Origin of the sequence: Gordonia sp. SGD-V-85 (assembly GCF_001456905.1) — a bacterium.
Lineage (GTDB): Bacteria > Actinomycetota > Actinomycetes > Mycobacteriales > Mycobacteriaceae > Gordonia > Gordonia hongkongensis.
Window position 1 is genome coordinate 97,420 of sequence record NZ_LNQO01000008.1, and the last position, 25,240, is coordinate 122,659.

Genomic DNA, 25,240 nt, shown 5'->3' on the forward strand with positions numbered 1-25,240 from the left:
CGACGCCCGGTCGCAGACTCCGACGATGGACGCATCAGCGCGATGAGGTCGCTGATCGGCCAACCCGGACGCAACCGGCCCGAACGGCCCGTCTACCCTGAGAACACACGTCGAGGGAGAAGGGAGCAAGTCGCTGTGAGCGTGCCCAACGTTCTCGAATCGATCATCGAGGGAGTGAAAGCCGACGTCGCGGCACGTGAGGCCGTCGTCGACTTCGCCTCGGTCAAAGCGGCCTCCGCCAAGGCTCCCGCCCCCAAGGATGCGCTGGCCGCCCTGCGTCAGCCCGGAATCGGTGTCATCGCCGAGGTGAAGCGCGCCAGTCCGTCGAAAGGCGAACTCGCCAGCATCGGGGACCCCGCCGAACTCGCCCGCGCGTACGAAGACGGCGGCGCGCGCATCATCAGCGTGCTCACCGAGGAACGCCGGTTCCGCGGCTCGCTCGCCGACCTCGACGCCGTCCGCGCCGCGGTCGACATCCCGGTGCTGCGCAAGGACTTCATCGTCGGCACGTACCAGATCCATGAGGCCCGCGCCCATGGCGCCGACGTCATCCTGTTGATCGTCGCCGCCCTCGAGCAGAACGTGCTCGCCTCACTTCTCGACCGCACCGAGAGCCTGGGCATGACCGCGCTCGTCGAGGTACACACCGAGGAGGAGGCCAGCCGCGCCCTCGAAGCCGGCGCCTCGGTCGTCGGCGTGAACGCACGCAACCTCAAGACCCTGCAGGTGGAGCGGGACACCTTCTCGCGCATCGCACCCGGTCTGCCCACGGAGACCATCCGGATCGCCGAGTCGGGTGTGCGCGGCACCGCCGATCTGCTGGCCTACGCCGGTGCCGGCGCCGATGCGGTACTCGTCGGCGAAGGTCTCGTCACCAGTGGCGACCCGAGTGCCGCGGTCCGTGAGCTCGTCACCGCGGGCACACACCCGTCGTGCCCGAAACCTGTTCGCTGACAAAGTGTCCGGGCCGGCATCGGTCCGTGTGAGCCTGTCGGCCCGATCGTCTGTGAGTTGAAGTGACCGCTCATCCTGATTCCGTCCGCACCGACGCCGCCGAGGCGACTCCGCTGCCCACCGCGAGCGTCGGGCTCACCACTCGTACCTCGATCGAACCCGACGAGCACGGGCACTTCGGTGTCTACGGCGGGCGCCATGTACCCGAGGCCCTGATGGCCGTCATCGACGAGGTGACCACGACCTTCCAGAAGGTCCGCGCCGACGACGATTTCCTCGCCGAACTGGACCGCCTGCAGCGCGACTACGCCGGCCGCCCGTCTCCGCTGTACGAGGCGAAGCGCCTGTCCGAGCACGCCGGCGGGGCGCGGATCTTCCTCAAGCGCGAGGATCTCAACCACACCGGTTCGCACAAGATCAACAACGTTCTCGGACAGGCACTCCTGGCCCAGCGGATGGGCAAGCACCGCGTCATCGCCGAGACCGGCGCCGGTCAGCACGGGGTCGCCACCGCGACCGCGTGCGCGCTCCTCGGCCTCGAGTGTGTGATCTACATGGGCCGGGTCGACACGGATCGCCAGGCGCTCAACGTCGCCCGCATGCGACTCCTCGGTGCCGAGGTGATCGCGGTCGACAACGGTTCGGCGACACTGAAGGATGCGATCAACGAGGCCATGCGTGACTGGGTCACCAACGCGCACAACACGTATTACTGCTTCGGCACGGCTGCCGGGCCGCACCCGTTCCCGGTCATGGTTCGCGATCTGCAGCGCATCGTCGGGCTCGAGGCGCGCGTGCAGATCCTGGAGAAGGCCGGACGCCTGCCCGACGCGGTGACCGCCTGCGTCGGCGGGGGTTCCAACGCGATCGGCATCTTCCACCCGTTCATCGACGACGAGGGCGTCCGGCTCGTCGGCTTCGAAGCCGCCGGCGACGGCGTCGAGACCGGCCGCCACGCAGCGACTTTCACCGGTGGGACACCCGGAGCATTCCAGGGTGCGTACTCCTATCTGCTTCAGGATGACGACGGTCAGACCATCGAATCCCATTCGATCTCGGCCGGCCTGGACTACCCGGGGGTCGGGCCTGAACACGCCTATCTCAAGGACACCGGACGGGCGGAGTACCGGCCGATCACCGACACCGAGGCGATGGACGCCCTCGCGTTGCTCAGCCGCCGCGAGGGCATCATCCCCGCGGTCGAGTCGGCCCATGCGGTCGCCGGCGCCCTGAAGCTCGGGCAGGAACTGGGGGAGGGCGCGATCATCGTCGTGAGTCTCTCCGGTCGCGGCGACAAGGACGTGGACACCGCCGCCCGCTGGTTCGGGCTGTTCGACGCCCCGCCGTCCCAGGACGAGGCCACCCTGTCGGAATCGTCGGACGTCCAAAAGCCCGGAGAGCAGGCATGAGTACACAGTCGATCCCGTCGAAGCTCGGCCCCGTGTTCGCCCGCTGCCGGGACGAGGGTCGCAGTGCACTGATCGGTTACCTCCCGGTCGGTTTCCCGACCGTTGACGAGTCGCTGACCTCGTTCCGGACGATGGTCGACGCCGGTTGCGACATCATCGAGGTCGGCGTGCCCTACTCCGACCCGGTGATGGACGGCCCGACCATCCAGGACGCCGCCGACCAGGCACTGACCAACGGTGTGCGTGTCCGTGACGTGTTCACCGCCGTCGAGGCCATCACTTCCGCCGGCGGTAACGCGGTGGTCATGAGCTACTGGAACCCCGTTCTCAAGTACGGCGTCGAGAACTTCGCCCGCGATCTGGCGGCGGCCGGCGGTGCCGGACTCATCACCCCGAACCTGATCCCCGAAGAGGGCGCGGAGTGGCACGAGGCGGCGGACCGGCACGGGCTCGACCGCATCTACCTCGTCGCTCCGTCGTCGACGACCGAGCGGATCGCCCTCACCGTCGATGCATCCCGGGGTTTCGTCTACGCGGCATCCACGATGGGTGTCACCGGTGCGCGAGATGCCGTGTCGGACATGGCTCCCGAGCTGTGCGCGCGGGTTCGCGAGTACTCCGACATCCCGATCGGCGTCGGGCTCGGCGTTCGCAACCGTGAGCAGGCGGCCCAGATCGCCTCGTACGCAGATGGAGTCATCGTGGGTTCGGCGCTGGTGACCGCCGCGAACGCGGGCCAGGACCGGTTGGCCTCGCTCGTCTGCGAACTGGCCGAAGGGGTCCGCTCGCGTCGGGCGTCTGTCTGAAGCGGACGCTCTCGTGATCGACTCGGCGGGTCCCGGTCGACAGGTCGAACGTCCCATCCGGTCGGCTAGGGTGACAGCGTGATCGCGCCGACCTCGACGATGCTCGCCTACCTCCCGAGTCCGCCTCAGGGCGTCTGGGAGATCGGACCCTTCCCGCTACGCGCGTATGCGTTGTGCATCATCGTCGGCATCATCGTCGCGGTCTGGTGGGGCAACCGCCGATGGATGGCCCGCGGTGGCCAGGACGGCGAAGTTCTCGACGTCGCGATCTGGGCGGTCCCGTTCGGCCTCATCGGTGGCCGGCTCTACCATCTCATCACCGATTGGAAGACGTACTTCGGTGCTGATGCGCTGAAGGAACCGATCGACGCACTGAAGATCTGGGACGGCGGACTCGGTATCTGGGGCGCGGTCGCGCTCGGTGCGGTGGGCGCGTGGATCGGCGCTCGTCGGCGCGGCATCCGCCTGCCCGCCTTCGGCGACGCCATCGCGCCGCCGATCCTGTTGGCACAGGCGATCGGTCGCCTCGGCAACTACTTCAACCAGGAGCTCTACGGACGCGAGACCACACTCCCGTGGGGCCTGGAGATCTACGAACGCGAGAACGCCGCCGGGTACTCCGACCCCGGACTGATCGACGGCGTGTCCAACGGCGTCGTGGTCGCGGTGGTCCATCCGACCTTCCTCTACGAGCTGCTGTGGAACGTGCTCATCGTCGTGCTCCTGGTGGTCGTCGACCGGTACTTCCGCATCGGGCACGGCCGGTTGTTCGCGCTCTACGTCGCAGGCTACTGCCTGGGCCGGTTCTTCATCGAGTTGCTGCGCGACGACCGCGCGGCCGTCGCCAACGACATCGCGGGCATCCGACCGAACCTCTTCACCGCGGCGTTGGTGTTCCTCGCCGCCGTCGTCTACTTCGTGGTCGCGCCCAAGGGACGCGAACAGGGACTGGAGATGTATCACGACGACCGTGCCGCGGAGCTCGCGGAGCAGGGTGTCGCCGGATACGTCGACGACTGGTACGACGAGGACATCGAACCGGACCCGAGTCCGGCGGCCGCCGCCGGGGTGGCGACGGGTGCGGCGGGATCATCCCTGTTCGATTCCGACGACCATGGTCGGAAGGCGGGCACGGCGGGGAAGCCGTCCACCGACGACACCGCCGGCACGGATGACCCGGTTGCGGCCGCACACCCCGTGACCGCGGGCAGCGATGCGGAACCGGGCGCCGAACCGGACACGGACTCGACGACCGACGTGGAGCCGGTTGCCGACGGTCCGGTCGAGCCAGGCGAGGACACCGTCGAGGCCGGTGACGAGGAGCCAGTCGACGAGCCGGCCGGCGAAGCGCTCGACGAGGCCGAGTCGGACACCACCTCGGATCCCGAGACTCCGACAGACGAAGCGGTCGCGCCCGCGGACGAGCTCGGGGCCGACGAGGAGACGACCTCGGCGACCGAGGCCGGTACCGAGGCCGGAACGCCCGCTCAGCCGGAGACGGCGACGTCGCCGGGGGACGAACCGGCTGCCGACGAGACCGTGGACTCCGCAGACCCTGAGGCCGACGCGGTCACCGACACCGTCGATCCCGCTGAAAAGTCGGATACCGACATCCCGACGGACATCCCCACCGACACCACACCGGGTGCCGGTGCCGGTTCCGCCGACGCGGACAAGTCCTGACGTTCGGTCCTGCCACGAGCTGATCCGTCGGCAGGGTCACAGGTCGCAGGTGACGACGCCTCCCCGGGTGTTCGGATAGGATCGGATCTCACGGTGCGCGATCCTCCGCCCGGTACCGACCGTTCCAGAGCACGTGAGCGCTCAACGGTTCTGACTCAGCCCGGTACCGATCTCGGCACGGTCATTCGTACGCCGCGCAATGCTCCACGGGCCAGTGCTGTCCCAATGGACACTCAGCAGCGAGCCGGTTCTCGGTTCGAGTGGAGGTAGTGATGCTGTTTTCTGCGCTGCCGGCCAAGCAGGGTCTGTACGACCCGGAGGCCGAGGTCGATTCGTGTGGTGTGGCCATGGTCACCGACATCCACGGTCGCCGTTCGCATTCGATCGTCGCCGACGGGTTGCTGGCGCTGGAGAACCTCGAGCATCGAGGTGCGGCCGGGGCGGAGACCAACAGCGGTGACGGCGCGGGAATCCTGATCCAACTCCCCGACGAGTTGCTGCGCGACACCGTCGACTTCGACCTTCCCGAGCCCGCCGCGGACGGATCGAACAGCTACGCAGCGGGAACGTGCTTCCTGCCCATGGACCCCGATCTCCGCCGCGCCGCGATCGAACGGGTCGAGGCCCTCGCCGCCGACGAGGGCATCACCGTACTCGGCTGGCGGGACCTCCCCGTCGACCACGAACACGCCGACGTCGGCGGGACGGCCGTCGCATGCATGCCGTACATGATGCAGCTGTTCGTCACCGTCGACCCGGCGCCCGGCGCCGACCGCATCGCCGGGCTCGCACTCGATCGCTTCATCTACCCGTTCCGCAAGCAGGCCGAACGGGTGATACCGGAGATCGACGAAGCCGGCACCGGGCTGTACTTCCCATCGCTGTCGAGTCGAACGATGGTCTACAAGGGCATGCTCACCACGATGCAGCTCCCGCTGTACTACGAGGATCTGCGAGATGACCGCTGCCTCAGCGCGATCGCCATCGTCCACTCCCGGTTCTCCACCAACACCTTCCCGTCGTGGCCGCTCGCGCACCCCTTCCGGTTCGTGGCGCACAACGGCGAGATCAACACCGTGCGCGGCAACCGGAACCGGATGCGTGCCCGCGAGGCGCTCCTCGAGACCGACCTCATCCCCGGCGATCTCAAGCGCGCATTCCCGATCTGCACGCCCGAGGCCTCCGACTCGGCGTCGCTCGACGAGGTCCTCGAACTCCTGCACCTCGGCGGTCGGGACGTCCACCACGCGGTGATGATGATGGTGCCCGAGGCGTGGGAGAACGTGCCCGACATGGATCCCCGTCGTCGGGCGTTCCTGCAGTTCAACTCCTCGCTCATGGAGGCCTGGGACGGTCCCGCGTGCGTCACGTTCACCGACGGCACGGTCGTCGGCGCGGTCCTCGACCGCAACGGACTGCGCCCGGGCCGGTGGTGGCAGACACGCGACGGCCGGGTCATCCTCGCCTCCGAGTCCGGTGTGCTCGACGTCCCGGTCGACGACGTGATCAGCAAGGGCCGGCTCGAACCCGGCCGCATGTTCCTCGTCGACACCGAGCAGGGCCGGATCATCCCGGACGAGGAACTCAAGGGCGAGCTCATGAACGCCGAGGCGTACGACGAGTGGCTCCACGCCGGGTTGCTCGACATCGCCACGCTCCCGGACCGGCCGGTCTTCCAGCCCAACCACGACACCGTCGTCCGCCGCCAGATCTCCTTCGGTTACACCGAGGAGGATCTGCGCGTACTCCTGACCCCGATGGCGGCGTCGGGCTACGAACCGCTCGGATCGATGGGCACGGACACCCCGGTCGCGGTGCTGTCGCAGCGTTCACGTCTGCTCTACGACTACTTCGTCGAGCTGTTCGCCCAGGTCACCAATCCGCCGCTGGATGCGATCCGTGAGGAGATCGTCACGTCGATGAGTCGCGTGATGGGGCCGGAGCAGAACCTGCTGCGGCCGACCGCGGCGTCGTGCCGCCAGATCATGGTGCACTGGCCGGTGCTGGACAATGCCGAGCTGGCCAAACTCGTCCACATCAACGACGACGGGGACAATCCCGGCCTGTCGGCGAAGGTGTTGCGCGCGCTGTACGAGGTGTCCGAGGGCGGTGCGGGTCTCGCCGCGGCGCTCGAGGACCTCCGGCTGCGGGCCAGTCAGGCGATCGCCGAGGGGCACACGACGCTCGTGATCTCCGACCGGCTCACCGACGCCGAGCACGCGCCCATCCCGTCGCTGCTGGCCACCTCGGCGGTGCACCACCACCTGGTCCGCACCAAGGAGCGGACGCGGGTCGCCCTCGTCGTGGAGTCCGGCGATGCCCGCGAGGTCCACCACATCGCCACCTTGATCGGTTTCGGGGCCGCCGCGGTCAATCCCTACCTGGCACTCGAGACCATCGAAGATCTGATCGCCGAAGGTGAGCTGACCGGGGTGACCCGGGCCAAGGCGATCGGCAACTATCTGGAGGCCCTCGGCAAGGGTGTGCTGAAGGTGATGAGCAAGATGGGCATCTCGACCATCAGCTCCTACACCGCGGCACAGGCTTTCGAGGCCGTGGGATTGTCGTCGGAGGTGGTGCGCGAGTACTTCACCCGTACGGTGTCGCGGATCGAGGGCGTCGGACTCGACGAACTGGCCGAGGAGGTGCGCATCCGCCACCACCGGGCCTTCCCGGAGAACCCCACCGAACAGGTCTACCGTCGGCTCGAGGTCGGCGGCGAGTACCAGTACCGCCGCGAGGGCGAATTGCACCTGTTCTCGCCCGAGACCATCTTCTTGCTGCAGCACGCCACCAAGACCGGCCGGGCCGAGATCTTCCAGAAGTACTCTGACGAGGTCGACCGGCTCTCGCGTGAGGGCGGCACCCTGCGCGGACTGTTCGACTTCGATCTCGATGCGCGCGAACCGATCCCGCTCGACGAGGTGGAGCCGGTCGAGGACATCATGAAGCGCTTCAACACCGGCGCGATGAGTTACGGCTCGATCTCCGCCGAGGCGCACGAGACCATCGCGATGGCCATGAACAGGATCGGCGGCCGCTCGAACTCGGGGGAGGGCGGCGAGGACGTCGAGCGTCTCTACGATCCGGAACGCCGCAGCGCGGTCAAGCAGGTCGCGTCGGGCCGGTTCGGCGTGACCAGCGACTACCTCATCAACGCCACCGACATCCAGATCAAGATGGCGCAGGGTGCCAAACCCGGTGAGGGCGGCCAACTCCCGGCCTACAAGGTGTATCCGTGGATCGCGAAGACCCGGCATTCGACGCCGGGTGTCGCGCTGATATCGCCGCCACCGCACCACGACATCTACTCGATCGAGGACCTCGCCCAGCTGATCCACGACCTGAAGAACGCGAACTCGCAGGCACGCATCCACGTGAAGCTGGTCAGTGCGGTGGGCGTGGGGACGGTCGCGACCGGGGTGTCGAAGGCGCACGCCGACGTCGTCCTCATCTCCGGGCACGACGGCGGCACCGGCGCGTCACCGCTGACCTCGCTCAAACACGCCGGCACGCCGTGGGAGATCGGCCTCGCCGACGCCCAGCAGACGTTGATGCTGAACGGCCTGCGCGACCGCATCACGGTGCAGTGCGACGGGGCGCTGCGCACCGGGCGCGATGTCATCACCGCGGCATTGCTCGGCGCCGAGGAATACGGGTTCTCCACCGCGCCGCTGATCGTCGCCGGGTGCATCATGATGCGCGTCTGCCACCTCGACACGTGCCCGGTCGGCGTCGCCACCCAGAACCCGCTGCTGCGGTCCCGCTTCACCGGTCAGGTCGACCACCTGGTCAACTTCTTTCGCTTCATCGCCGAGGACGTCCGGAAATATCTGGCGCAGTTGGGTTATCGCACGCTCGACGACGCCATCGGGCAGTCGCAGCGGCTGCACACCGACGCCGCGGTCGCGCACTGGAAGTCCAAGGGGCTCGACCTCAGCCCGATCTTCCGCAAGGTCGAGGACAAGGGGCCGAGTCGTCGGGTGCGGGGCCAGGAACACGGCCTCGAGCGCGCGCTGGACCAGACGCTGATCCAGCTCGCCGAGGGTGCACTCGAGGACGCACACCCGGTGACCCTGGATTTGCCGGTGCGCAACGTGAACCGGACGGTCGGCACCCTGCTCGGCTCGGAGGTGACCCGGCGGTACGGAGCCGACGGCCTCGCCGACGACACGATCACGGTCAGGCTCGAGGGCTCGGCCGGGCAGTCGCTCGGGGCCTTCCTGCCGCCGGGAGTGACGATCCGGTTGACCGGCGACACCAACGACTACGTCGGAAAGGGATTGTGCGGCGGCAAGATCGTCGTCACGCCGAATCCCGACTCGCTGTTCGTCGCCGAGGACCAGGTGATCGCCGGCAACACGATCCTCTACGGGGCGACCTCCGGCGAGGTGTACCTCAGAGGCCGAGTGGGAGAACGCTTCTCGGTACGCAACTCGGGTGCGACGGCGGTCGTCGAAGGAGTGGGCGACCACGCCTGCGAGTACATGACCGGTGGCCGGGTGGTCGTCCTCGGACCAACGGGACGCAATCTCGCCGCCGGCATGTCGGGTGGTATCGCGTTCGTCCACGACCTCGATCCCGCGAAGGTCAACATGGCCATGGTCGAACTCCTGCGTCCCGACCCGGAGGACCTCGCCTGGCTCAAGCACACCATCGCCACGCACACGGAACTGACCGGTTCTGCGATCGGCGCGTCGATACTGGCCGACTGGCCTCGACGCTGCCTGGCGTTCACCAAGGTGATGCCCACCGATTACAAGCGTGTCCTCGACGCGGCCCGGATGGCCGAAGCCGAAGGGCGCGACGTCGATTCAGCGATCATGGAGGCGGCACGTGGCTGACCCGCGCGGGTTCCTGGAGGTCCCGAAGAAAGAGGCGAAGTACCGTCCGGTCGCCGAACGCGTCCAGGACTGGGACGACGTCTACGAGCACGCCGACAATCCGATCAAGGTCCTCGACGAGGTCAGCGGACAGGCCCGCCGGTGTATGGACTGTGGTATCCCGTTCTGTCATTCGGGAACCGCGGGTTGCCCTCTGGGCAATCTCATCCCGGAGTGGAACGACCTCGTCCGGCGCGGCCGGTGGGATGCCGCGAGCAGCAGGCTGCACGCGACCAACAACTTCCCGGAGTTCACCGGGATGGTGTGCCCGGCGCCGTGCGAGTCGGCCTGCGTGCTGTCGATCTCCGAACCGGCCACCGGCGGCAGCGTGACGATCAAGCGCATCGAGAAGACCATCGCCTACGAGTCGTGGGCCGAGGGCATCATCGGGCCCGAGCCGCCCGAGTCCACGACCGGCAAGTCGGTCGGTGTCGTCGGCTCGGGGCCCGCGGGACTGGCTGCGGCACAACAGCTCACCCGGGCCGGTCACGACGTCACCGTCTACGAGCGCGACGACCGTCTCGGCGGTCTGCTGCGCTACGGCATCCCGGAGTACAAGCTGCAGAAGTCCGACATCGACCGACGCATCGCCCAGATGCGGGCGGAGGGAACGACCTTCGTCACCAACTGCGACGTGGGGGCCGACCTGTCCGTGGCTGATCTACGCGCGAACCACGACGCGGTGGTCCTGGCCATCGGTGCGATGGAGGCACGCGACAACCCGGTGCCGGGGCGGGAGCTGAACGGCATCCACCTCGCCATGGAGCATCTCGTGCCCGCCAACAAGGAGTGCGAGGGCGACGGGCCGTCACTCATCACCGCCGCAGGCAAGCACGTCGTGATCATCGGCGGTGGTGACACGGGAGCCGACTGCCTGGGTACGGCGCACCGTCAGGGCGCGGCCTCGGTCGTGCAACTCGACTACAACCCGGAACTGCCCGGGCAGCGCGACGACGAACGGTCGCCGTGGCCGACATGGCCGTTGATCATGCGGACCTCGAGCGCGCACGACGAAGGCGGCGAACGGTTGCACCAGGTCGCAGTGCAGCGATTCGAGGGTGACGAGGACGGCAACGTCACGACGATGGTGCTCGCCGAGGTGGAGGTGACGCGCGACGCCGACGGCCGCCGCGAGATCACGCCGGTGAGTGAGGAATTCGAGATCCCCTGCGAGCTGGCGCTGTTCGCGATCGGGTTCGCCGGGGTACGGGGTGGGTCGCTGCTCGCCGATCTCGAGATCGAGCCGAACCGGCGCGGCGTCATCTCCTGCGGGAGCGACTGGCAGACCGACGCCCCGGGCGTGTTCGTCTGCGGTGACGCCCACCGCGGCGCGTCGCTCGTGGTGTGGGCGATCGCGGAAGGTCGCTCGACCGCGCGTGCGGTCGACGAGTTCCTGGTCGGCGAGTCCGACCTCCCGTCTCCGGTCCGTCCGGCGTCGCTGCCCTTGTCGGTGCGCTGAGCAGGCCCTCGTCGCCACCCGACGGGCTCGGTCGAACACACGCGGCCGCAACAAGTTAAGTAAATTTCATACTCGGCGGTAGCGGCTCGCCACCAGCGATAACAGCCGGTGGCGGGCCGGTGACATGTCGTCGGCGACATGGAGATGGACCATGGACGGGACTAAGGTGTTCTTGTGACACGCCGAACCAAAATCGTCTGCACCCTGGGCCCCGCCACCGCGAGCGACGAGCGACTGAAAGAGCTCGTCGAAAGCGGCATGGACGTGGCCCGGATGAACTTCAGCCACGGCACGCATGAAGACCATGCGGCCGTCTATGCGCGCGTCCGCAAGGCCTCGGACACCACGGAGAAAGCCGTCGGCGTCCTCGCCGACCTACAGGGCCCCAAGATCCGGCTCGGCCGTTTCGACGGTTGTGACGGTTCGACCGTCTGGGAGACCGGTGAGCAGGTGCGCATCACCGTCGACGACGTCGTGGGCGACCACGACCGCGTCTCGACCACCTACAAGCAGCTCGCCGAGGACGCGAGCCCCGGCGACCGCCTGCTCGTCGACGACGGCAAGGTCGGCCTCGCCGTGTCCGCGGTCGAGGGCAGCGACGTCGTGTGCACCGTGACCGAGGGCGGCCCGGTCAGCAACAACAAGGGGCTGTCGCTGCCCGGGATGAGTGTCTCGGTGCCGGCGATGTCCGAGAAGGACATCGCCGACCTCGAATTCGCGCTGCAACTGGGCGTGGACATGGTCGCGCTGTCCTTCGTGCGCAACCCGTCCGACATCGAACTGGTCCACGAGGTGATGGACCGCGTCGGCCGCCGGGTTCCGGTGATCGCGAAGCTCGAGAAGCCAGAGGCGATCGAGAACCTCGAGGCCATCGTGCTGGCGTTCGACGCGATCATGGTCGCCCGTGGCGACCTGGGCGTCGAACTGCCGCTCGAAGAGGTCCCGCTCGTCCAGAAGCGGGCCATCCAGATGGCCCGCGAGAACGCGAAGCCGGTGATCGTGGCGACGCAGATGCTCGACTCGATGATCGAGAACTCGCGGCCGACCCGGGCCGAGGCCTCCGACGTGGCGAACGCGGTGCTCGACGGCGCCGACGCGGTCATGCTGTCCGGCGAGACGTCGGTGGGCAAGTACCCGCTCGAGACGGTGCGGACCATGGACCGGATCTGCCGGGCGGTCGAGACCGGCCCCCGCGACGTGCCGCCGCTGTCCCACGTGCCCCGTACCAAGCGCGGTGTCATCTCCTACGCGGCGCGCGACATCGGCGAGCGCCTCGAGGTGAAGGCGCTGGTCGCGTTCACCCAGTCCGGGGACACCGTGCGTCGACTGGCCCGTCTGCACTCGCGCCTCCCGTTGCTGGCGTTCACGCCGACCCAGGCTGTCCGCAGCCAGCTCGCGTTGAGCTGGGGAACCGAGACGTTCATCGTCGACCACGTGGACACGACCGACCACATGATCGACCAGGTCGACCATCAGCTGCTGCGTATCGGGCGCCTCAGTGAGGGTGACATCGTGGTGATCGTGGCCGGGGCCCCGCCCGGGACAGTGGGTTCGACCAACCTGATCCACGTGCACCGGATCGGCGAGCAGGACCACTGACCGCGTCCGCTCCTGCTCGGGCCGGTGCACGACGCAGCCGCGTCCGAGTTCTAGGGTGTGAGGCATGACCGTGGACCAGGCCGGGGATCTCGGCAAGCTACTCGCGTTGCTCGACGTCGAACGTCAGGGCGATGACCTGTTCATCGGGCACCATCCCGAGCAGGTCACCGCCCGGACGTTCGGCGGTCAGCTGCTCGGCCAGGGGGTCGTCGCGGCGGCCCGGAGCCTGAGTCGGGGCAACCCGCCGATCCACGCGCTGCACGCGCACTTCATCCGTGGTGGCGATGTCACCAAACCGTTGGAGTACCACGTCGACCGGTTCCGCGACGGCAGGTCGTTCGCCAATCGTCAGGTGACGGCCAAGCAGGACGGCGAAGAGATCTTCACGATGCTGGTCGCGTTCCAGGACAACACTTCTGGGCTCGAGCATGCGGTGGAGATCCCCCAGGTGCCCTATCCGGAGGAACTGCCCACTCTCGGTGAGCATTTCAAGGGTTACGAGGACCGTATCGCGGCCTTCGTGAATGCGTTGCACCCCATCGACATCCGTTTCGCGAACGATCCGAGCTGGAAGGCGAAGGAGGCGGGGGAGAAGCTGACCGACAACCGGGTGTGGATGAAGGCCGACGGCACGATGCCCGACGACCCCGTGATGCACGTCGCCGCAATGTGTTACGCCTCCGACACCACGGTGCTGGACTCGATCATCACCACCCACGGCCTCTCCTGGGGCATGGACCGGTTGTTCGCCGCGACCGTCAATCACTCGATGTGGTTCCACCGCGAGTTCCGGTTCGACGACTGGCTGCTGTACGCCACCCGGTCGCCGATCGCCACCGGGTCACGCGGGATGGGATCGGGCCGGTTCTGGATGCGCGACGGCACTCTCGCGACGTCGGTCGTGCAAGAAGCGCTCATCAAGTACTTCCCGCCCAAGAAGTGACCGCACGGGTCTGCAGGGGGAGCTCATGGATCGCGGCACGGGCGCGTCGTTGACCCCGGGGTACGGCCCCGCACCCGAGATGTGGCTGGACCCCGGCCCGCCGCTGCCGCGCCGGACATGGCAGCGGCGCACGCGGGTCCCGGTCATCGTCGCGACCGCAGTCGCGTTGATCGTCTTCGCGGTCATCGTGGGTGTCGCGGTCGTCGCCGGCCTGCTGACCACCCCGACGTTCACCGCCAAGGGCGGGGTGGTCGCGGATTGTGCGACCGAGCGCGCCACGTTGCCCGGTGGCGGCACCCTCGCCCGCGGCGCTCCGGTCATCCTCTACGACGCTGCCGGCGGGGAGGTCGCCCGCACCACGCTGTCGGTGTTCCTGCGGGGCGACGACGGGTGCCAACTCACCTTCGAGGTGAGCGGCGTGGACTACACCGACGCGGGCTATCTCGTCAGCGTCGGCGATGCCGACCGTCGCTTCTCGGAGTCGGTCTCGACCGCGGCGCTCCAGCAGGGCGCGGTGCTGCGCCCGCTGGGCTGACGTCACCAGAACTACTCGGCAAAACCGACATTCCGCGCTCCCGGCGACCGGTCGGCGCTCCGTCGACGCGGTTGCCCGGACACCGGGTGAACGCCGGGTTAAACTGCGCCGGATCATCGTTGAGGCCCGGACCCGTTGTGGCGACGGGGTCCTCGCTGCGATCGACCGGGGTTTGTCGACCGTGATGCCCGCTGCCGGGCCATCCGACGCGAGGAGTGTGCGTGGAGTACAGCATCGACTGGGGCAACGAGGTGTGGGCCAGTCTGAAGTGGTTGGCCATCGCGTTCGCGATCTCGGTCGTGGCCATCCTGGTGATCGGGTACCTGCTGTCGCGATTCAGCCGGTGGGGCGGCCCGCTGTGGCGGGTGATCGGGGGGTTCTTCACCGACCCGAGAACCCGGGTCTGGGCGTGGGCGCTGGTCGTCGTCCTCACCCTGCTGTCGTTGCTCGGTGTGCGGCTGAGCGTCCTGTTCAGCTACTGGAGCAACGACCTGTACACGTCCCTGCAAACCGCGGCCGAGGGCATCGCGACGGGCGGGCCACAGGGAGCGGAGATGCTCCAGATCGGCAAAGACGCGTTCTGGCATTCGATCACGATCTTCGGCATCCTCGCCGCCACTCACGTCGTCCGCACCATGGTGGAGATCTATGTCGGTGCGGCTTTCGAGATCCGGCTCCGCTACTGGCTGACCGAAGGGGCGACGGCCGACTGGATGTCAGGCCGTGCCTTCTACCGCAACCGATTCGTCGACCTCAGCGCTGGACTGTTGCGGCGCAGACGATTCGGGCGCGGTAAGTCGGATCCGCAGCGACGGGCCGTCGACATCCACCCCGGAGTCGACAACCCGGACCAGCGTATCGAGGCCGACATCACCAACATCGCCACCGTCGGCTCGTCGTTGTTCTGGGGCGGCGGTGGGGTCTCGACGAACGGTGTGCTCCCGGCGTGTGCGTCCATCGTGTCGTTCTCGGTCGTGCTCTGGGACCTGTCCGGGCCGGTCACGCTGTTCGGGGTCGAGATCCCGCGCATGATGATGTGGCTGGTCCTGGTCTACGTTCTCGTCGCCAGCGTGGTCGCGTTCGCCATCGGACGCCCGCTGATCCGACTGAACTTCTGGCGCGAACGCCTCACCGCGAACTTCCGCTACGCACTCGTCCGCGTCCGTGACAGCGCGGAGAACGTCGCCTTCTACAGCGGCGAGCGCGTCGAACACAACAACCTCATGACCAGATTCCGTGCGGTCGTGAAGAACTTCTGGCAGATCATCCATGTGCAGCTGGCGTTCGTCGGATGGAACTTCAGCGCGTCGCAGCTCGCGGTGGTGTTCCCACTTCTCGTGCAGGCACCGCGGTTCTTCGACGGTCAGATCAAGCTCGGTGACATGACGCAGACCGCCCGCGCCTTCGGCGAGATGCACGACGCACTCTCGTTCTTCCGGAACGCCTACGACGATTTCACCGCTCTGCGCGCGTCGATCATCCGTCTCGACGGTCTCGCCGACGCCGATGCGCGCTCGCGGACCATGGCCGAGGTCACGACTGTGGATCGCGAACGCGCCGTTGCTCTGTCGGACGTCGACGTGAAGACCCCGAGCGGTGACGAACTCATCAGCGCGCTCAACCTCTCCCTCGCACCCGGGGCCGCTCTCGTCGTCAAAGGGCGGTCGGGCTCGGGGAAGACGACACTGCTCCGCGGCCTCGCCGGACTGTGGCCCTTCATCGACGGCGAGTTCACCCGGCCGCCGGGGGAGCACACGCTGTTCCTGTCGCAGATGCCCTACATCCCGCTGGGGGATCTGCGCACGGCGGTCGCCTATCCGGCGCTGCCCGACGACGTCGGTGACGAGGCCATCAAGGCGGCGCTCGAGAAGGTCTTCCTCCCGCATCTGGCAGACCGGCTCCACGACGAGGAGGACTGGGTCAAGGTGCTCTCCCCGGGCGAGCAGCAGCGCATCGCCTTCGCGCGCATCCTGCTGACCCGGCCGCAGGCCGTGTTCATGGACGAGGCGACCTCGGCCGTGGACGAGGGGCTGGAGTACTCGCTGTACTCGCTCATCCGCACAGAGCTGCCGGCGACGATCCTGGTGTCGGTGAGTCACCGCAGCACCACCGACCAGCATCACACCGACCTGCTTGAACTGACCGGTGGCGGCGCCTGGAACCTCGAGTCGCTGACCGAGCGTCCTTCGCTCGACAAACGGTCCTGATCTGGGGTTTTTGTCAACAGTTCACCATTCACCGGAACCGGCCGTGACGCGCGCCCGAACTGGCTAATGTGACGTGCAACACATCACTTCGGCCAGTCGAGGACTGTCATGACCGCTGCAGAGACCATCACCTTCCCCCATCAGACCGGTGTCGCAGTGGCGACGCTGCCCGCCGCGTTCCAGCAGACGGTCACCGTACGGCCCGACGCCGTCGCCATCCGTACGGTCGGTGGGCTGCAGGAGATCACGTGGACGGAGTACGCCGCGCGCGTCGAAGCCATCGCCGGCGGGCTCGCGGCCCTGGGGGTCAAGCGCGGCGACACCGTCGGGATCATGCTGACGAACCGCCCCGAGTTCCACCTCGTCGACGCCGCGGCGCTGCACCTCGGCGCGGTTCCGTTCTCGATCTACAACACCAGTTCCCCCCAACAGATCGAATACCTCTTCGGCAACGCGGAGAACTCCGTCGTCGTCACCGAGCAGGTGTTCCTGCCCGCGATCACCGCCGCGGCAACCGGGGTGTCCACCACGATCGTCGTCGACGGCGTCGCGACGGGCGCGGTGTCGCTGGCCGATCTCGAACAGTCCCCGCCGCCGGCCGGATTCGACTTCACCGCGGCGTGGCAGGCGGTGGAACCCGATGACCTGGCGACTCTGATCTACACCTCGGGCACCACCGGCCCGCCGAAGGGCGTCGAGATCACCCATCGCAACATCGTCGCCGAGATGACGGCGCTCGCCGAGATCGTTCAGGCGGGCTTCGACGACCGGGCCATCTCGTATCTACCGGCAGCGCACATCGCCGACCGGGTCTCCTCCCACGCCGCGAACATGATGCGCGGCATCCAGATCACCACGGTGCCCGATCCCCGGGAGATCGCCGCGGCCCTTCCCGACGTGCACCCGACGTTCTTCTTCGGGGTGCCGCGGGTGTGGCAGAAGATCCGAGCGGGGATCGAGGCGAAGCTCGCCGAGGAGTCCAGCCCGGTCAAGAAGGCGCTCGCCGACTGGGCGTTCCGCGCCGGGGCCTCGGCGGCGCAGGCCCAGATCGACGGCAAGGGCTCCGGCGGTCTCACACACGGTCTCGCCGATCGCCTTGTGCTGCACAAGGTCCGTTCCGCGCTGGGCCTCGATCAGGTCTCCTTCGCCGGATCGGGTGCGGCCGCGATCCCACCGGAGGTGCTGAAGTTCTTCCTGGGACTCGGTATTCCGGTTCTCGAGGTCTGGGGGATGTCGGAGACGACTGGCGTCTCGACGATGACGACCAGCGACAACCTCCGGATCGGCACCGTCGGCAAACCGGTGCGCGGCATGGAGGTGCGACTGGCCGACGACGGAGAGCTCCTCGTCCGCGGACCGGTCGTGATGCGCGGTTACCGCAAACAGCCCGACAAGACGGCCGAGACGATCGATGCCGACGGCTGGCTGTCGACCGGTGACATCGCGACGATCGACGGTGACGGCAACGTGACCATCGTCGACCGCAAGAAGGAACTGATGATCAACGAGTCCGGGAAGAACATGTCGCCCACCAACATCGAGAACGCGATGAAGGCGGCGTCGTCGCTGATCGGTCAAGTCGCGGCGATCGGCGACGGCCGGCCCTATGTGTCCGCGCTCGTGGTTCTCGACCCGGATGCGGCGGCCGCGCGAGCCAAGCGACTCGACCTGTCCGGTGCCGACCTGACCGAGTTGTCCTCGCACCCCGACGTGGTGGACGAGGTGGCGGTGGCAATCCGTGCCGGAAATCGGTCACTGTCCCGCGTGGAGCAGGTCAAACGATTTACCATCGTGCCGACCGCCTGGGATCCCGGCGGCGACGAGCTCACCCCCACGATGAAGTTGCGCCGCAAGCCGATTGCGACCAAGTACGCCAGTGAGATCGGCGAACTGTACGAGGCGCAACCGGGACGTTCGGTGGTGGATCTGAGGTCGTGACCGGGGCCCGCTGCCAGACGGTCACGTCGACGGCACGAGACAGGGAGAAGGAATTGGACGACCAAGCAGGTGTCGACCAGACGGCTGACCGCGAACTCGGACCCATCGACTACATCGTGGTCGAGTGGACGGGCAAGCAGCCGACCGGTGAGGCACTTCCACATCTCATCGATCTGATCGACCGCGGGATCGTGCGACTGATCGACATCGTCTTCATCACCAAGGACGCCGACGGTACGGTCGCCCGGCTCGAGATCAACTCGCTCGGCGCTGATTTCGCGATCTTCGACGGCGCCGCGACCTCGTTGCTCGACGATTCCGATCTCGCGGAGGCAGCCGCGATCATCGACCCGGGCTCCAGTGCGGCCGTTGTCGTCTGGGAGAACGCCTGGGCCGCGCCGTTCGCCACAGCCGTCCGTAACGGCGGTGGACAGCTCGTCGCATCGGGCCGGATTCCGGTGGACGCGTTACTGGAGCAGCTCGATGCCGCCGACAACCGAATCGAATCCTGAAAGGACCGACATGCCAGGACTTCTCCGCGGTGTCGCACGCACCGCTGTCATCTCCGGAACCGCGACAGCGGTGAGCAATCGGGTGTCCCGGCGCCAGGCGAGCCGGTGGGCCCAGCAGGGTGCGGCTGCCCAGGACCCACGGGCGCAACAACAATACGCACAACCCCAGTACGCCCAGCCGCCTCAGCAGCAGGCGCCCGCATCGACCCCGACGGACACCATCTCGGCGCTGAAGGAGCTCGGAGCCCTGTACCAGCAGGGCATTCTCACCGAAGCCGAGTTCGCCGCGCAGAAAGCGAAGATCCTCGGGACCTGATCGCCGCTCCGCCCTGCTCCCTGATCCGAAAGAACCGCATAGCCCCCGGACCCTGAGGTGCGAGGGAGTCGACCCCCCTGCTCCCTGAGGTGCGAGGAGCGATAGCGACGAGCCACGAAGGGCCTGGTGAGGCGTCTGCGAGACCCTAATGGGGGTGGATCGGCGTCCTGCAGGGGATGCTGGTTTGTGTGAGCCTTCCCGGCCGGTGACCACTCCGAGACCCTGAAACGGTGTCGGATTTCTACACGAAGACCGTGGCCCGGCCGGGTAAGGATCACCCGCTAGAACGCTTCTGGGATGTCGTGCCCCCTGAACCATGTGGGGTGAGCACTGATCCATTAGGCCGCGTCAAGGGTGATCACCCCAAGGTTCACACCGACGATCGATCGAGACGACCGAAGACGAGGTGAACGACCGACATGATCTGTGTGGGCAACGACTGGGCGTCGGATCATCACGACGTGTGCGTGATGGATGAACACGGCACCACCCTGGCCACCCGCCGACTACCCGAGAACGCGGCCGGCGTGACGGCGATGCATGACCTGCTCGCCCGGTTCGCCCACGACCCGACTGAGGTGGTGGTGGGGATCGAAACCGATCACGGCATGTGGGTCGCCGCCCTGGTCGCCGCGGGCTATCAGGTGTATGCGATCAACCCGTTGTCGGTGTCGCGGTACCGCGACCGCCACCATGTCGGGGGCACCAAATCCGATAAGGCTGACGCGAAAACGCTGGCTGATCTGGTGCGGACCGACCGGCACAATCATCGATTGGTCGCCGCCGACACCGTCGAGGTCAAGGCGATCACGGTGATGGCCCGTACGCATCAGAATCTGGTGTGGGCGCGCTCAGCACAACAGAACGTGTTGCGCGCTCAACTGGGCGCCTACTATCCGGCCGCGGTCGATGCCTTCGGCGGCGACCTCGCCCACAAAGACTGCCTGGCGGTGTTGCGTCGCGCTCCCACCCCACGACAGGGAGCGGCACTGACGGTCGCGGCGATCCGATCAGCTCTGAAAAAGGGTGGCCGCCAACGCAATACCGATACCCGTGCCCGCGAGATCCAGCAGGCCCTGCGTGGGGGCGGTCATCTGAGCGCACCGGAGGCACTTACCGCAGCGTATGCGGCGACCGTGACCGTGACGGTGAACATGCTGACGACGCTCAACACCCAAATTGATCAACTGGAAACCAGTATGGCCCAGTCTTTTAGAGCGCATCCGGACGCCGAGATCTACCTGTCCATGCCCGGAGTCGGTGACATCACCGGCGCCCGGATGCTTGGCGAGTTCGGGGACGACCCCGAACGCTATGCCACCGCCAAGTCTCGCAGAAACTATGCCGGCACCTCACCACGGACCATCGCCTCAGGCAAAGGGCACGTCGTGCTGGCCCGCCATATCCGCAACACCCGCCTCAACGCCGCCGCCATGGCGATGGCGCAAAGCGCGCTGACCGGCAGTCCCGGCGCCCGCGTCTACTACGACAGCCTGCGAGATCAGAAGAAGTCCCACCCCCAAGCCTTGCGTGCGCTCGCCAACCGGCTCATCGGCATCCTCCACGGCTGCCTCAAACACCGCACCCTCTACAACGAACACACCGCCTGGAACCACCGCGCCAACCTCGCCGCTTGACACCTTGCACCCCTGGGATGTCTTCGTGGCTCGCTTCGCTCGCACCTCAGGGAGCAGAGGGGGCGTCGCTTGCGCTCCTCGCACCTCAGGGAGCAGAGGGGGCGTCGCTTGCGCTCCTCGCACCTCAGGGAGCAGAGGGGGCGTCGCTTGCGCTCCTCGCACCTCAGGGGGAAGCGGGGGGCGTCGCTTCCGCGTCGTCGATCCCGTCGAGTTCTCCGGTGCGCGACATGTCCTTGAGTGCGACACCGGATCGTCCGAGTTTCCGGGCCCCGTCGATGAGCGCGGCGGTCGTCCGTGCGGCGACGTCGTAGTGCAGACCGTCGGGTGGGTGGATGTTGGAAATGCAGTTGCGATCCGAGTCGGCACGTCCCGGGCGGGGGAGATGCGTGAGATAGATGCCGAGGCTGTCGGCGACGGAGAGGCCGGGTCGCTCACCGATGATCACTATGAGGGTGCTGACCCCGAGCGCCTCGCCGATGTGATCGCCGAGGGCGACGCGGGCCTCGGTCGCGATGACCGGCGGTGCGATGGAGCACCGGCCGTCGAACTGGTGGAGGAGCGCGGCGACGAGACCCCGGCCGTGGTCGGCAAGAGCCCGCGGTGACAGTCCGTCGGCCAGCACGATCCCCACTTCGGCGTCCGAGCGCGGAACCTGGGAGAGATCTTCGGGCAACCTGCCGAGGTCGGGCCGGCGCAGGTATTCGCTGCGTGTCCCCGCACGGCTCGTGACGACGACCGGGGGATCGAGTTCGAGTTCGCCGATCGAGCGCGCGAAACCGTCGACATCGAGGGGCTCGTGGACGGCGTCGCGGGCGGCGGCGTGGGCGGCCTGGAATTCGAGGACCCGCCGCGAGGGCAGCGAATTGCCCGAGCGCCCGAGTCCGATCCGGGCCTGTGTGCTGCGCCGCAGCTCGGACCACGGGTCGGGCTGCGGCGCGTGACCGCCCGCTGATGTGGGCCGGGCCTCCGTCATCGGCCGGCCGTCAATGACAGGAGCGGAGACTCGCCCGGATCCACCGGCAGGATGCGCCCGGCGCCGTCGGTCATGCCTAGTCGCACCAGCCAGGACTCGAACTCGGGGGCCGGTCGGAGTCCGAGTGCTTCCCGGACGTAGAGCGCGTCGTGGAACGACAGGCTCTGGTACCCGAGCATCACATCATCCGCTCCGGGAACGGCGATGACGAACGCGGCACCGGCGACGCCGAGCAGGGTGAGGAGCGTGTCCATGTCGTCCTGGTCGGCCTCGGCGTGATTGGTGTAGCAGACGTCGACGCCCATCGGGAGCCCGAGCAGCTTGCCGCAGAAGTGATCCTCGAGACCGGCGCGAATGATCTGCTTGCCGTCGTAGAGGTACTCGGGCCCGATGAAACCGACGACGGTGTTGATCAGCAGGGGATTCAGTTCTCGCGCGACCGCGTAGGCACGCGCCTCCAGGGTCTGCTGATCGACGGGCTTGCCGCCGGTTCCCAGATGCGCGCCGGCCGAAAGTGCCGATCCCTGACCGGTTTCGAGGTACATCACGTTGTCGCCGACGGTCCCTCGGTGCAGCGACCGACCCGCCTCGTCGGCCTCGCGCAGGATGTCCAGCGTCACCCCGAATCCCTTGTTGGCTCCCTCGGTGCCTGCGATCGACTGGAACACGAGGTCGACCGGCACACCCTGCTCGATGAGGTCGACGGTGGTCGTCACATGCGACAGAACACACGACTGCATGGGGATCTCGTAACGCTGCCGGATGTCGTCGAGCATGTGCAGGAGATCCGCGGTCGCCCGTGGTGAGTCCGACGCCGGGTTGATGCCGATGACCGCGTCGCCACACCCCATGAGCAGGCCGTCGAGGGTCGCCGCGGCGATGCCTCGCGGGTCGTCGGTGGGATGGTTCGGCTGTAGCCGTGTCGCGATCCGGCCGGGCAGGCCGATGGTCGTACGGAACGCCGACGTGACCCGCGCTGCCGCGGCCACCAGGATCAGGTCCTGGTTTCGCATGATCTTCGACGCGGCCGCCACCATCTCGGGAGTGAGGCCGGGGCCGACGCGGGCGAGTCGCTCTCCTGCGTCGGAACGAATGGCGATCTCCAGCAGCCAGTCCCGGAACCCGCCGACCGTCAGGTGGGCGATCTCGGCGAACGCGGTTCGGTCATGGGTGTCGACGATCAGCCGGGTCACTTCGTCGGACTCGTACGGCACCAACGGTTCATCGACGAACCTGCTCAACGGCACGTCGGCGAGTTGCCAAGCGGCAGCGGCTCGTTCGGCATCGGAACCCGCGGCGCAACCGGCGAGCTCGTCACCGGACCGGCGTGGGGTGGCCTTCGCCATGAGTTCGACGAGGCCGTCGAACTCGTGTGTGGTGCCGGCGATCGTCTGGGTGTACCTCATCGGGAACCCGGGCCGGGATGGGAATGGTCGCGCGTCATGGTCCTCCGAAGTCTAGGTTCGGTGTCGGGGAGGCGCATGCCGAACGAGCAGCGTCAGGTGGGGGCGCCGGTGGTGGACTCCGTGTCGGCTGTCAGCGATCGCGCGTACGCGCCCATCGCCCGGCCGGCAGCGACGATCGGGGCCGTGGACCGCTGTGTGCGGGCGAGGATGAAGGCCCCTTCGAGGGAGGCCACCACGGCGAGGATCAGGGCTCGCGCGTCCGGTTCGGCGAGTCCACGGGTTCGATACAGTGCCGTGCCCTTCTCGACCCACGCGTCGATCACCTCCGCAGCCGCCGTCCGGAGTGCCGGCTCGGTGTCCGCGATCTCGCCTGCGACGGTGGCGACGGGACACATGTTGAGCCATTCGTTCTCGGCGATGGTCTCAGCAGCCGAGCCGAAGGCCGCCTCGATACCCGCCGCGATGTCGTCGTAGGGGGCGAGCAGCATCCCGACGAGTTCCCCGTACGCGGCGCCGGACTGACGCAGCGCGGCCTCGGCGACGTCTCGCTTGCCGCCGCTGAAGTGGTGGTAAATGGACCCGATGGGCGCGTCGGCGGCGTCTACGACCTGCTTGATCCCGGTCGCGGCGTATCCCTGCCTACGGAGCAGCTCGGTCATCGCGACCACGATGCGTTCGTCCGTCTTCACCCTGGTCATTCTAGAGCATCTGTTCTAGAGTGATCGTTCTAAAGACCGGCGTCTGTTCGAACAGTTCCTCTGGAGGAGATCGGTATGAGTCAGGACGGCTACGCGACGAGTGGGTATCGGCCGACGGCGATGAAACGCCTCGACACTCCGGCCGGTGTCGTCGAGTACGCCGATGACGGTGCCGGCCCGCCGGTTGTGTTCCTCCACGGTCTGCTGATGGACCATGAGGTGTGGAATGCGGTGATCCCGTTGTTGCCCAGTGGTTTTCGATATATCCGGCCGGTTCTGCCACTGGGATCGCACCGAATTCCCCTCGATGCGACTGCCGACCTGTCGATGGACGGCATGGTCAGACTCGTCGCCGACGTCCTCGACGCACTCGACCTCGACGATGTGACGCTTGTCCACTCCGATTGGGGCGGTTCGCTTTTCCTGACCGCACTCGGCCTCGACCGGCGAGTCGGCCGGATGGTCATCCTCCCGTGTGAGGCGTTCGACAACTTCCCACCGGGTCTACCGGGCAAGATGGCCACCCTTGCTGTGCGCCTGCCGGGTGGAATCACCCTGGCGGCGCGGCAATTGCGGATCGGATGGCTTCGTCGCCTGCCCATGCTGTGGGGCTGGATGGTCAACGGTCCGGTCGACCCCGCGCAAATGCGGCGGTGGACCGATCCGGTCTTGACCGATCCCCGGATTCGCCGCGACGTCACCAAGTATGCGACGACCGATTTCGACGCCGGCGAACTCATCCGTCGTACCGAGGCGCTCGCCGACTTCGACGGAAACGTGCTCGTGCTGTGGTCGCCAGACAACCGCGTGATGCCGCCGGCCCACGGACCGCGACTCGCCGAACTCCTACCCCGTGGCCGCTACGTGCCGATTCCGGGCGCCGCGGTCCTGCCCATGCTCGACGATCCGGAGACCGTCGCCGCACGGATCGGCGCGTTCCTCACGGCCTCGAGATCCGAGGCATGAGGAACGCGCCGAGACAATCGCAGGTCCGACTACGTGGTGTCGCCGGATCCCTCGATCTTGAAACCGACCTTCAATGTGACCTGGAAGTGCGCGATCTGGCCGTCTTCGATGTGGCCACGGGTCTCGGTGACCTCGAACCAGTCGAGGTGATTGACGGTCGACGAGGCGCGAGCGATCGCGTTGCGGATGGCGTCGTCGGTGCCGGAGGTCGAGGACCCGACCACTTCGATTACTCGATACACGTTGTCCGACAAGGGAATCGCTCCAATCGTGAGAACCTTCGGGTATGGCTGCGGCGGCTCCGGTGCTCGGCCGC

At 67.5% G+C, this 25,240-nt stretch carries 19 protein-coding genes; 15 read left to right on the plus strand and 4 right to left on the minus strand.

Going from position 1 to position 25,240, the window contains the following annotated elements; all coding sequences use genetic code 11:
• Nucleotides 1-135: 135 nt before the first annotated feature.
• The 14 genes from trpC (at nucleotide 136) to AS181_RS11720 (ending at nucleotide 20,881) form a co-directional block, all read left to right on the plus strand.
• Nucleotides 136-954, plus strand: a complete 819-nt coding sequence (gene trpC, locus AS181_RS11655; protein ID WP_058251765.1) for an indole-3-glycerol phosphate synthase TrpC — start codon at nucleotides 136-138, stop codon at nucleotides 952-954.
• 62 nt (nucleotides 955-1,016) lie between these two features.
• Nucleotides 1,017-2,363 carry a tryptophan synthase subunit beta gene (gene trpB, locus AS181_RS11660; RefSeq protein WP_058251766.1) on the plus strand — a complete coding sequence of 449 codons (1,347 nt, stop codon included), beginning with the start codon at nucleotides 1,017-1,019 and terminating at the stop codon, nucleotides 2,361-2,363.
• Nucleotides 2,360-3,169 (plus strand): tryptophan synthase subunit alpha, encoded by an 810-nt coding sequence (gene trpA, locus AS181_RS11665; protein ID WP_058251767.1) that lies wholly within the window; start codon nucleotides 2,360-2,362, stop codon nucleotides 3,167-3,169. Before trpB ends, trpA begins: the two co-directional genes overlap by 4 nt.
• Before the next feature lie 78 nt (nucleotides 3,170-3,247).
• Nucleotides 3,248-4,852 carry a prolipoprotein diacylglyceryl transferase gene (lgt, locus tag AS181_RS11670; protein WP_058251768.1) on the plus strand — a complete coding sequence of 535 codons (1,605 nt, stop codon included), beginning with the start codon at nucleotides 3,248-3,250 and terminating at the stop codon, nucleotides 4,850-4,852.
• Between the two features lie 272 nt (nucleotides 4,853-5,124).
• The gene (gltB, locus tag AS181_RS11675) at nucleotides 5,125-9,696 is read left to right on the plus strand and encodes a glutamate synthase large subunit (protein ID WP_058251769.1); all 4,572 of its coding nucleotides are present in this window, start codon (nucleotides 5,125-5,127) and stop codon (nucleotides 9,694-9,696) included.
• Nucleotides 9,689-11,194 carry a glutamate synthase subunit beta gene (locus AS181_RS11680; RefSeq protein ID WP_058251770.1) on the plus strand — a complete coding sequence of 502 codons (1,506 nt, stop codon included), beginning with the start codon at nucleotides 9,689-9,691 and terminating at the stop codon, nucleotides 11,192-11,194. The genes gltB and AS181_RS11680 overlap by 8 nt, the downstream gene beginning before the upstream one ends.
• A gap of 174 nt (nucleotides 11,195-11,368) precedes the next feature.
• Nucleotides 11,369-12,793 carry a pyruvate kinase gene (pyk, locus tag AS181_RS11685; RefSeq protein ID WP_058251771.1) on the plus strand — a complete coding sequence of 475 codons (1,425 nt, stop codon included), beginning with the start codon at nucleotides 11,369-11,371 and terminating at the stop codon, nucleotides 12,791-12,793.
• A gap of 64 nt (nucleotides 12,794-12,857) precedes the next feature.
• Nucleotides 12,858-13,736 (plus strand): acyl-CoA thioesterase, encoded by an 879-nt coding sequence (locus tag AS181_RS11690; protein ID WP_058251772.1) that lies wholly within the window; start codon nucleotides 12,858-12,860, stop codon nucleotides 13,734-13,736.
• A 25-nt stretch (nucleotides 13,737-13,761) separates the two neighbouring features.
• Entirely contained in the window at nucleotides 13,762-14,271 is a 510-nt protein-coding gene (locus AS181_RS11695; protein ID WP_058251773.1) for a hypothetical protein, read from the plus strand.
• 221 nt (nucleotides 14,272-14,492) lie between these two features.
• Nucleotides 14,493-16,478 carry an ABC transporter ATP-binding protein/permease gene (locus tag AS181_RS11700; RefSeq protein ID WP_058251774.1) on the plus strand — a complete coding sequence of 662 codons (1,986 nt, stop codon included), beginning with the start codon at nucleotides 14,493-14,495 and terminating at the stop codon, nucleotides 16,476-16,478.
• A 108-nt stretch (nucleotides 16,479-16,586) separates the two neighbouring features.
• Nucleotides 16,587-18,416 carry an AMP-dependent synthetase/ligase gene (locus tag AS181_RS11705; RefSeq protein ID WP_058251775.1) on the plus strand — a complete coding sequence of 610 codons (1,830 nt, stop codon included), beginning with the start codon at nucleotides 16,587-16,589 and terminating at the stop codon, nucleotides 18,414-18,416.
• Nucleotides 18,417-18,469: 53 nt separating this feature from the next.
• On the plus strand, nucleotides 18,470-18,928 hold the full coding sequence (locus AS181_RS11710) for a DUF6325 family protein (protein WP_058251776.1): 459 nt from the start codon (nucleotides 18,470-18,472) through the stop codon (nucleotides 18,926-18,928).
• Nucleotides 18,929-18,938: 10 nt separating this feature from the next.
• Complete coding sequence (locus tag AS181_RS11715) at nucleotides 18,939-19,244, plus strand: SHOCT domain-containing protein (protein WP_058251777.1); 306 nt, start codon at nucleotides 18,939-18,941, stop codon at nucleotides 19,242-19,244.
• A 419-nt stretch (nucleotides 19,245-19,663) separates the two neighbouring features.
• Nucleotides 19,664-20,881: an IS110 family transposase gene (locus tag AS181_RS11720; protein ID WP_058251778.1), complete on the plus strand. Its 1,218-nt coding sequence runs from the start codon at nucleotides 19,664-19,666 to the stop codon at nucleotides 20,879-20,881.
• 163 nt (nucleotides 20,882-21,044) lie between these two features.
• On the opposite strand, the gene eutC is transcribed toward AS181_RS11720, so the two are convergent.
• The 3 genes from eutC to AS181_RS11735 form a co-directional block, all read right to left on the minus strand.
• On the minus strand, nucleotides 21,045-21,854 hold the full coding sequence (eutC, locus tag AS181_RS11725) for an ethanolamine ammonia-lyase subunit EutC (RefSeq protein WP_058251779.1): 810 nt from the start codon (nucleotides 21,852-21,854) through the stop codon (nucleotides 21,045-21,047).
• Nucleotides 21,851-23,260: an ethanolamine ammonia-lyase subunit EutB gene (locus AS181_RS11730; RefSeq protein WP_058251780.1), complete on the minus strand. Its 1,410-nt coding sequence runs from the start codon at nucleotides 23,258-23,260 to the stop codon at nucleotides 21,851-21,853. The genes eutC and AS181_RS11730 overlap by 4 nt, the downstream gene beginning before the upstream one ends.
• A 92-nt stretch (nucleotides 23,261-23,352) precedes the next feature.
• Nucleotides 23,353-23,958, minus strand: a complete 606-nt coding sequence (locus AS181_RS11735; protein ID WP_058251781.1) for a TetR/AcrR family transcriptional regulator — start codon at nucleotides 23,956-23,958, stop codon at nucleotides 23,353-23,355.
• A gap of 75 nt (nucleotides 23,959-24,033) precedes the next feature.
• On the opposite strand from AS181_RS11735, the gene AS181_RS11740 reads away from it, so the two are divergent.
• A complete protein-coding gene (locus tag AS181_RS11740; RefSeq protein ID WP_082652919.1) occupies nucleotides 24,034-24,924 on the plus strand; it encodes an alpha/beta fold hydrolase in 891 nt (296 codons plus the stop codon).
• A gap of 29 nt (nucleotides 24,925-24,953) precedes the next feature.
• On the opposite strand, the gene AS181_RS11745 is transcribed toward AS181_RS11740, so the two are convergent.
• Nucleotides 24,954-25,178 (minus strand): dodecin, encoded by a 225-nt coding sequence (locus AS181_RS11745; protein ID WP_058251782.1) that lies wholly within the window; start codon nucleotides 25,176-25,178, stop codon nucleotides 24,954-24,956.
• Nucleotides 25,179-25,240 lie beyond the last annotated feature (62 nt).

What these genes read in the sequence shown, in the direction of transcription:
- AS181_RS11705 (WP_058251775.1), top strand. Translation starts at nt 16,587, where the DNA reads ATGACCGCTGCAGAGACCATCACCTTCCCCCATCAGACCGGTGTCGCA.
- gltB (WP_058251769.1), top strand. Translation starts at nt 5,125, where the DNA reads ATGCTGTTTTCTGCGCTGCCGGCCAAGCAGGGTCTGTACGACCCGGAG.
- AS181_RS11730 (WP_058251780.1), bottom strand. Translation starts at nt 23,260, where the DNA reads ATGAGGTACACCCAGACGATCGCCGGCACCACACACGAGTTCGACGGC.
- AS181_RS11720 (WP_058251778.1), top strand. Translation starts at nt 19,664, where the DNA reads ATGATCTGTGTGGGCAACGACTGGGCGTCGGATCATCACGACGTGTGC.
- AS181_RS11690 (WP_058251772.1), top strand. Translation starts at nt 12,858, where the DNA reads ATGACCGTGGACCAGGCCGGGGATCTCGGCAAGCTACTCGCGTTGCTC.
- AS181_RS11740 (WP_082652919.1), top strand. Translation starts at nt 24,034, where the DNA reads ATGAGTCAGGACGGCTACGCGACGAGTGGGTATCGGCCGACGGCGATG.
- trpA (WP_058251767.1), top strand. Translation starts at nt 2,360, where the DNA reads ATGAGTACACAGTCGATCCCGTCGAAGCTCGGCCCCGTGTTCGCCCGC.
- AS181_RS11735 (WP_058251781.1), bottom strand. Translation starts at nt 23,958, where the DNA reads ATGACCAGGGTGAAGACGGACGAACGCATCGTGGTCGCGATGACCGAG.
- eutC (WP_058251779.1), bottom strand. Translation starts at nt 21,854, where the DNA reads ATGACGGAGGCCCGGCCCACATCAGCGGGCGGTCACGCGCCGCAGCCC.
- AS181_RS11695 (WP_058251773.1), top strand. Translation starts at nt 13,762, where the DNA reads ATGGATCGCGGCACGGGCGCGTCGTTGACCCCGGGGTACGGCCCCGCA.
- AS181_RS11715 (WP_058251777.1), top strand. Translation starts at nt 18,939, where the DNA reads ATGCCAGGACTTCTCCGCGGTGTCGCACGCACCGCTGTCATCTCCGGA.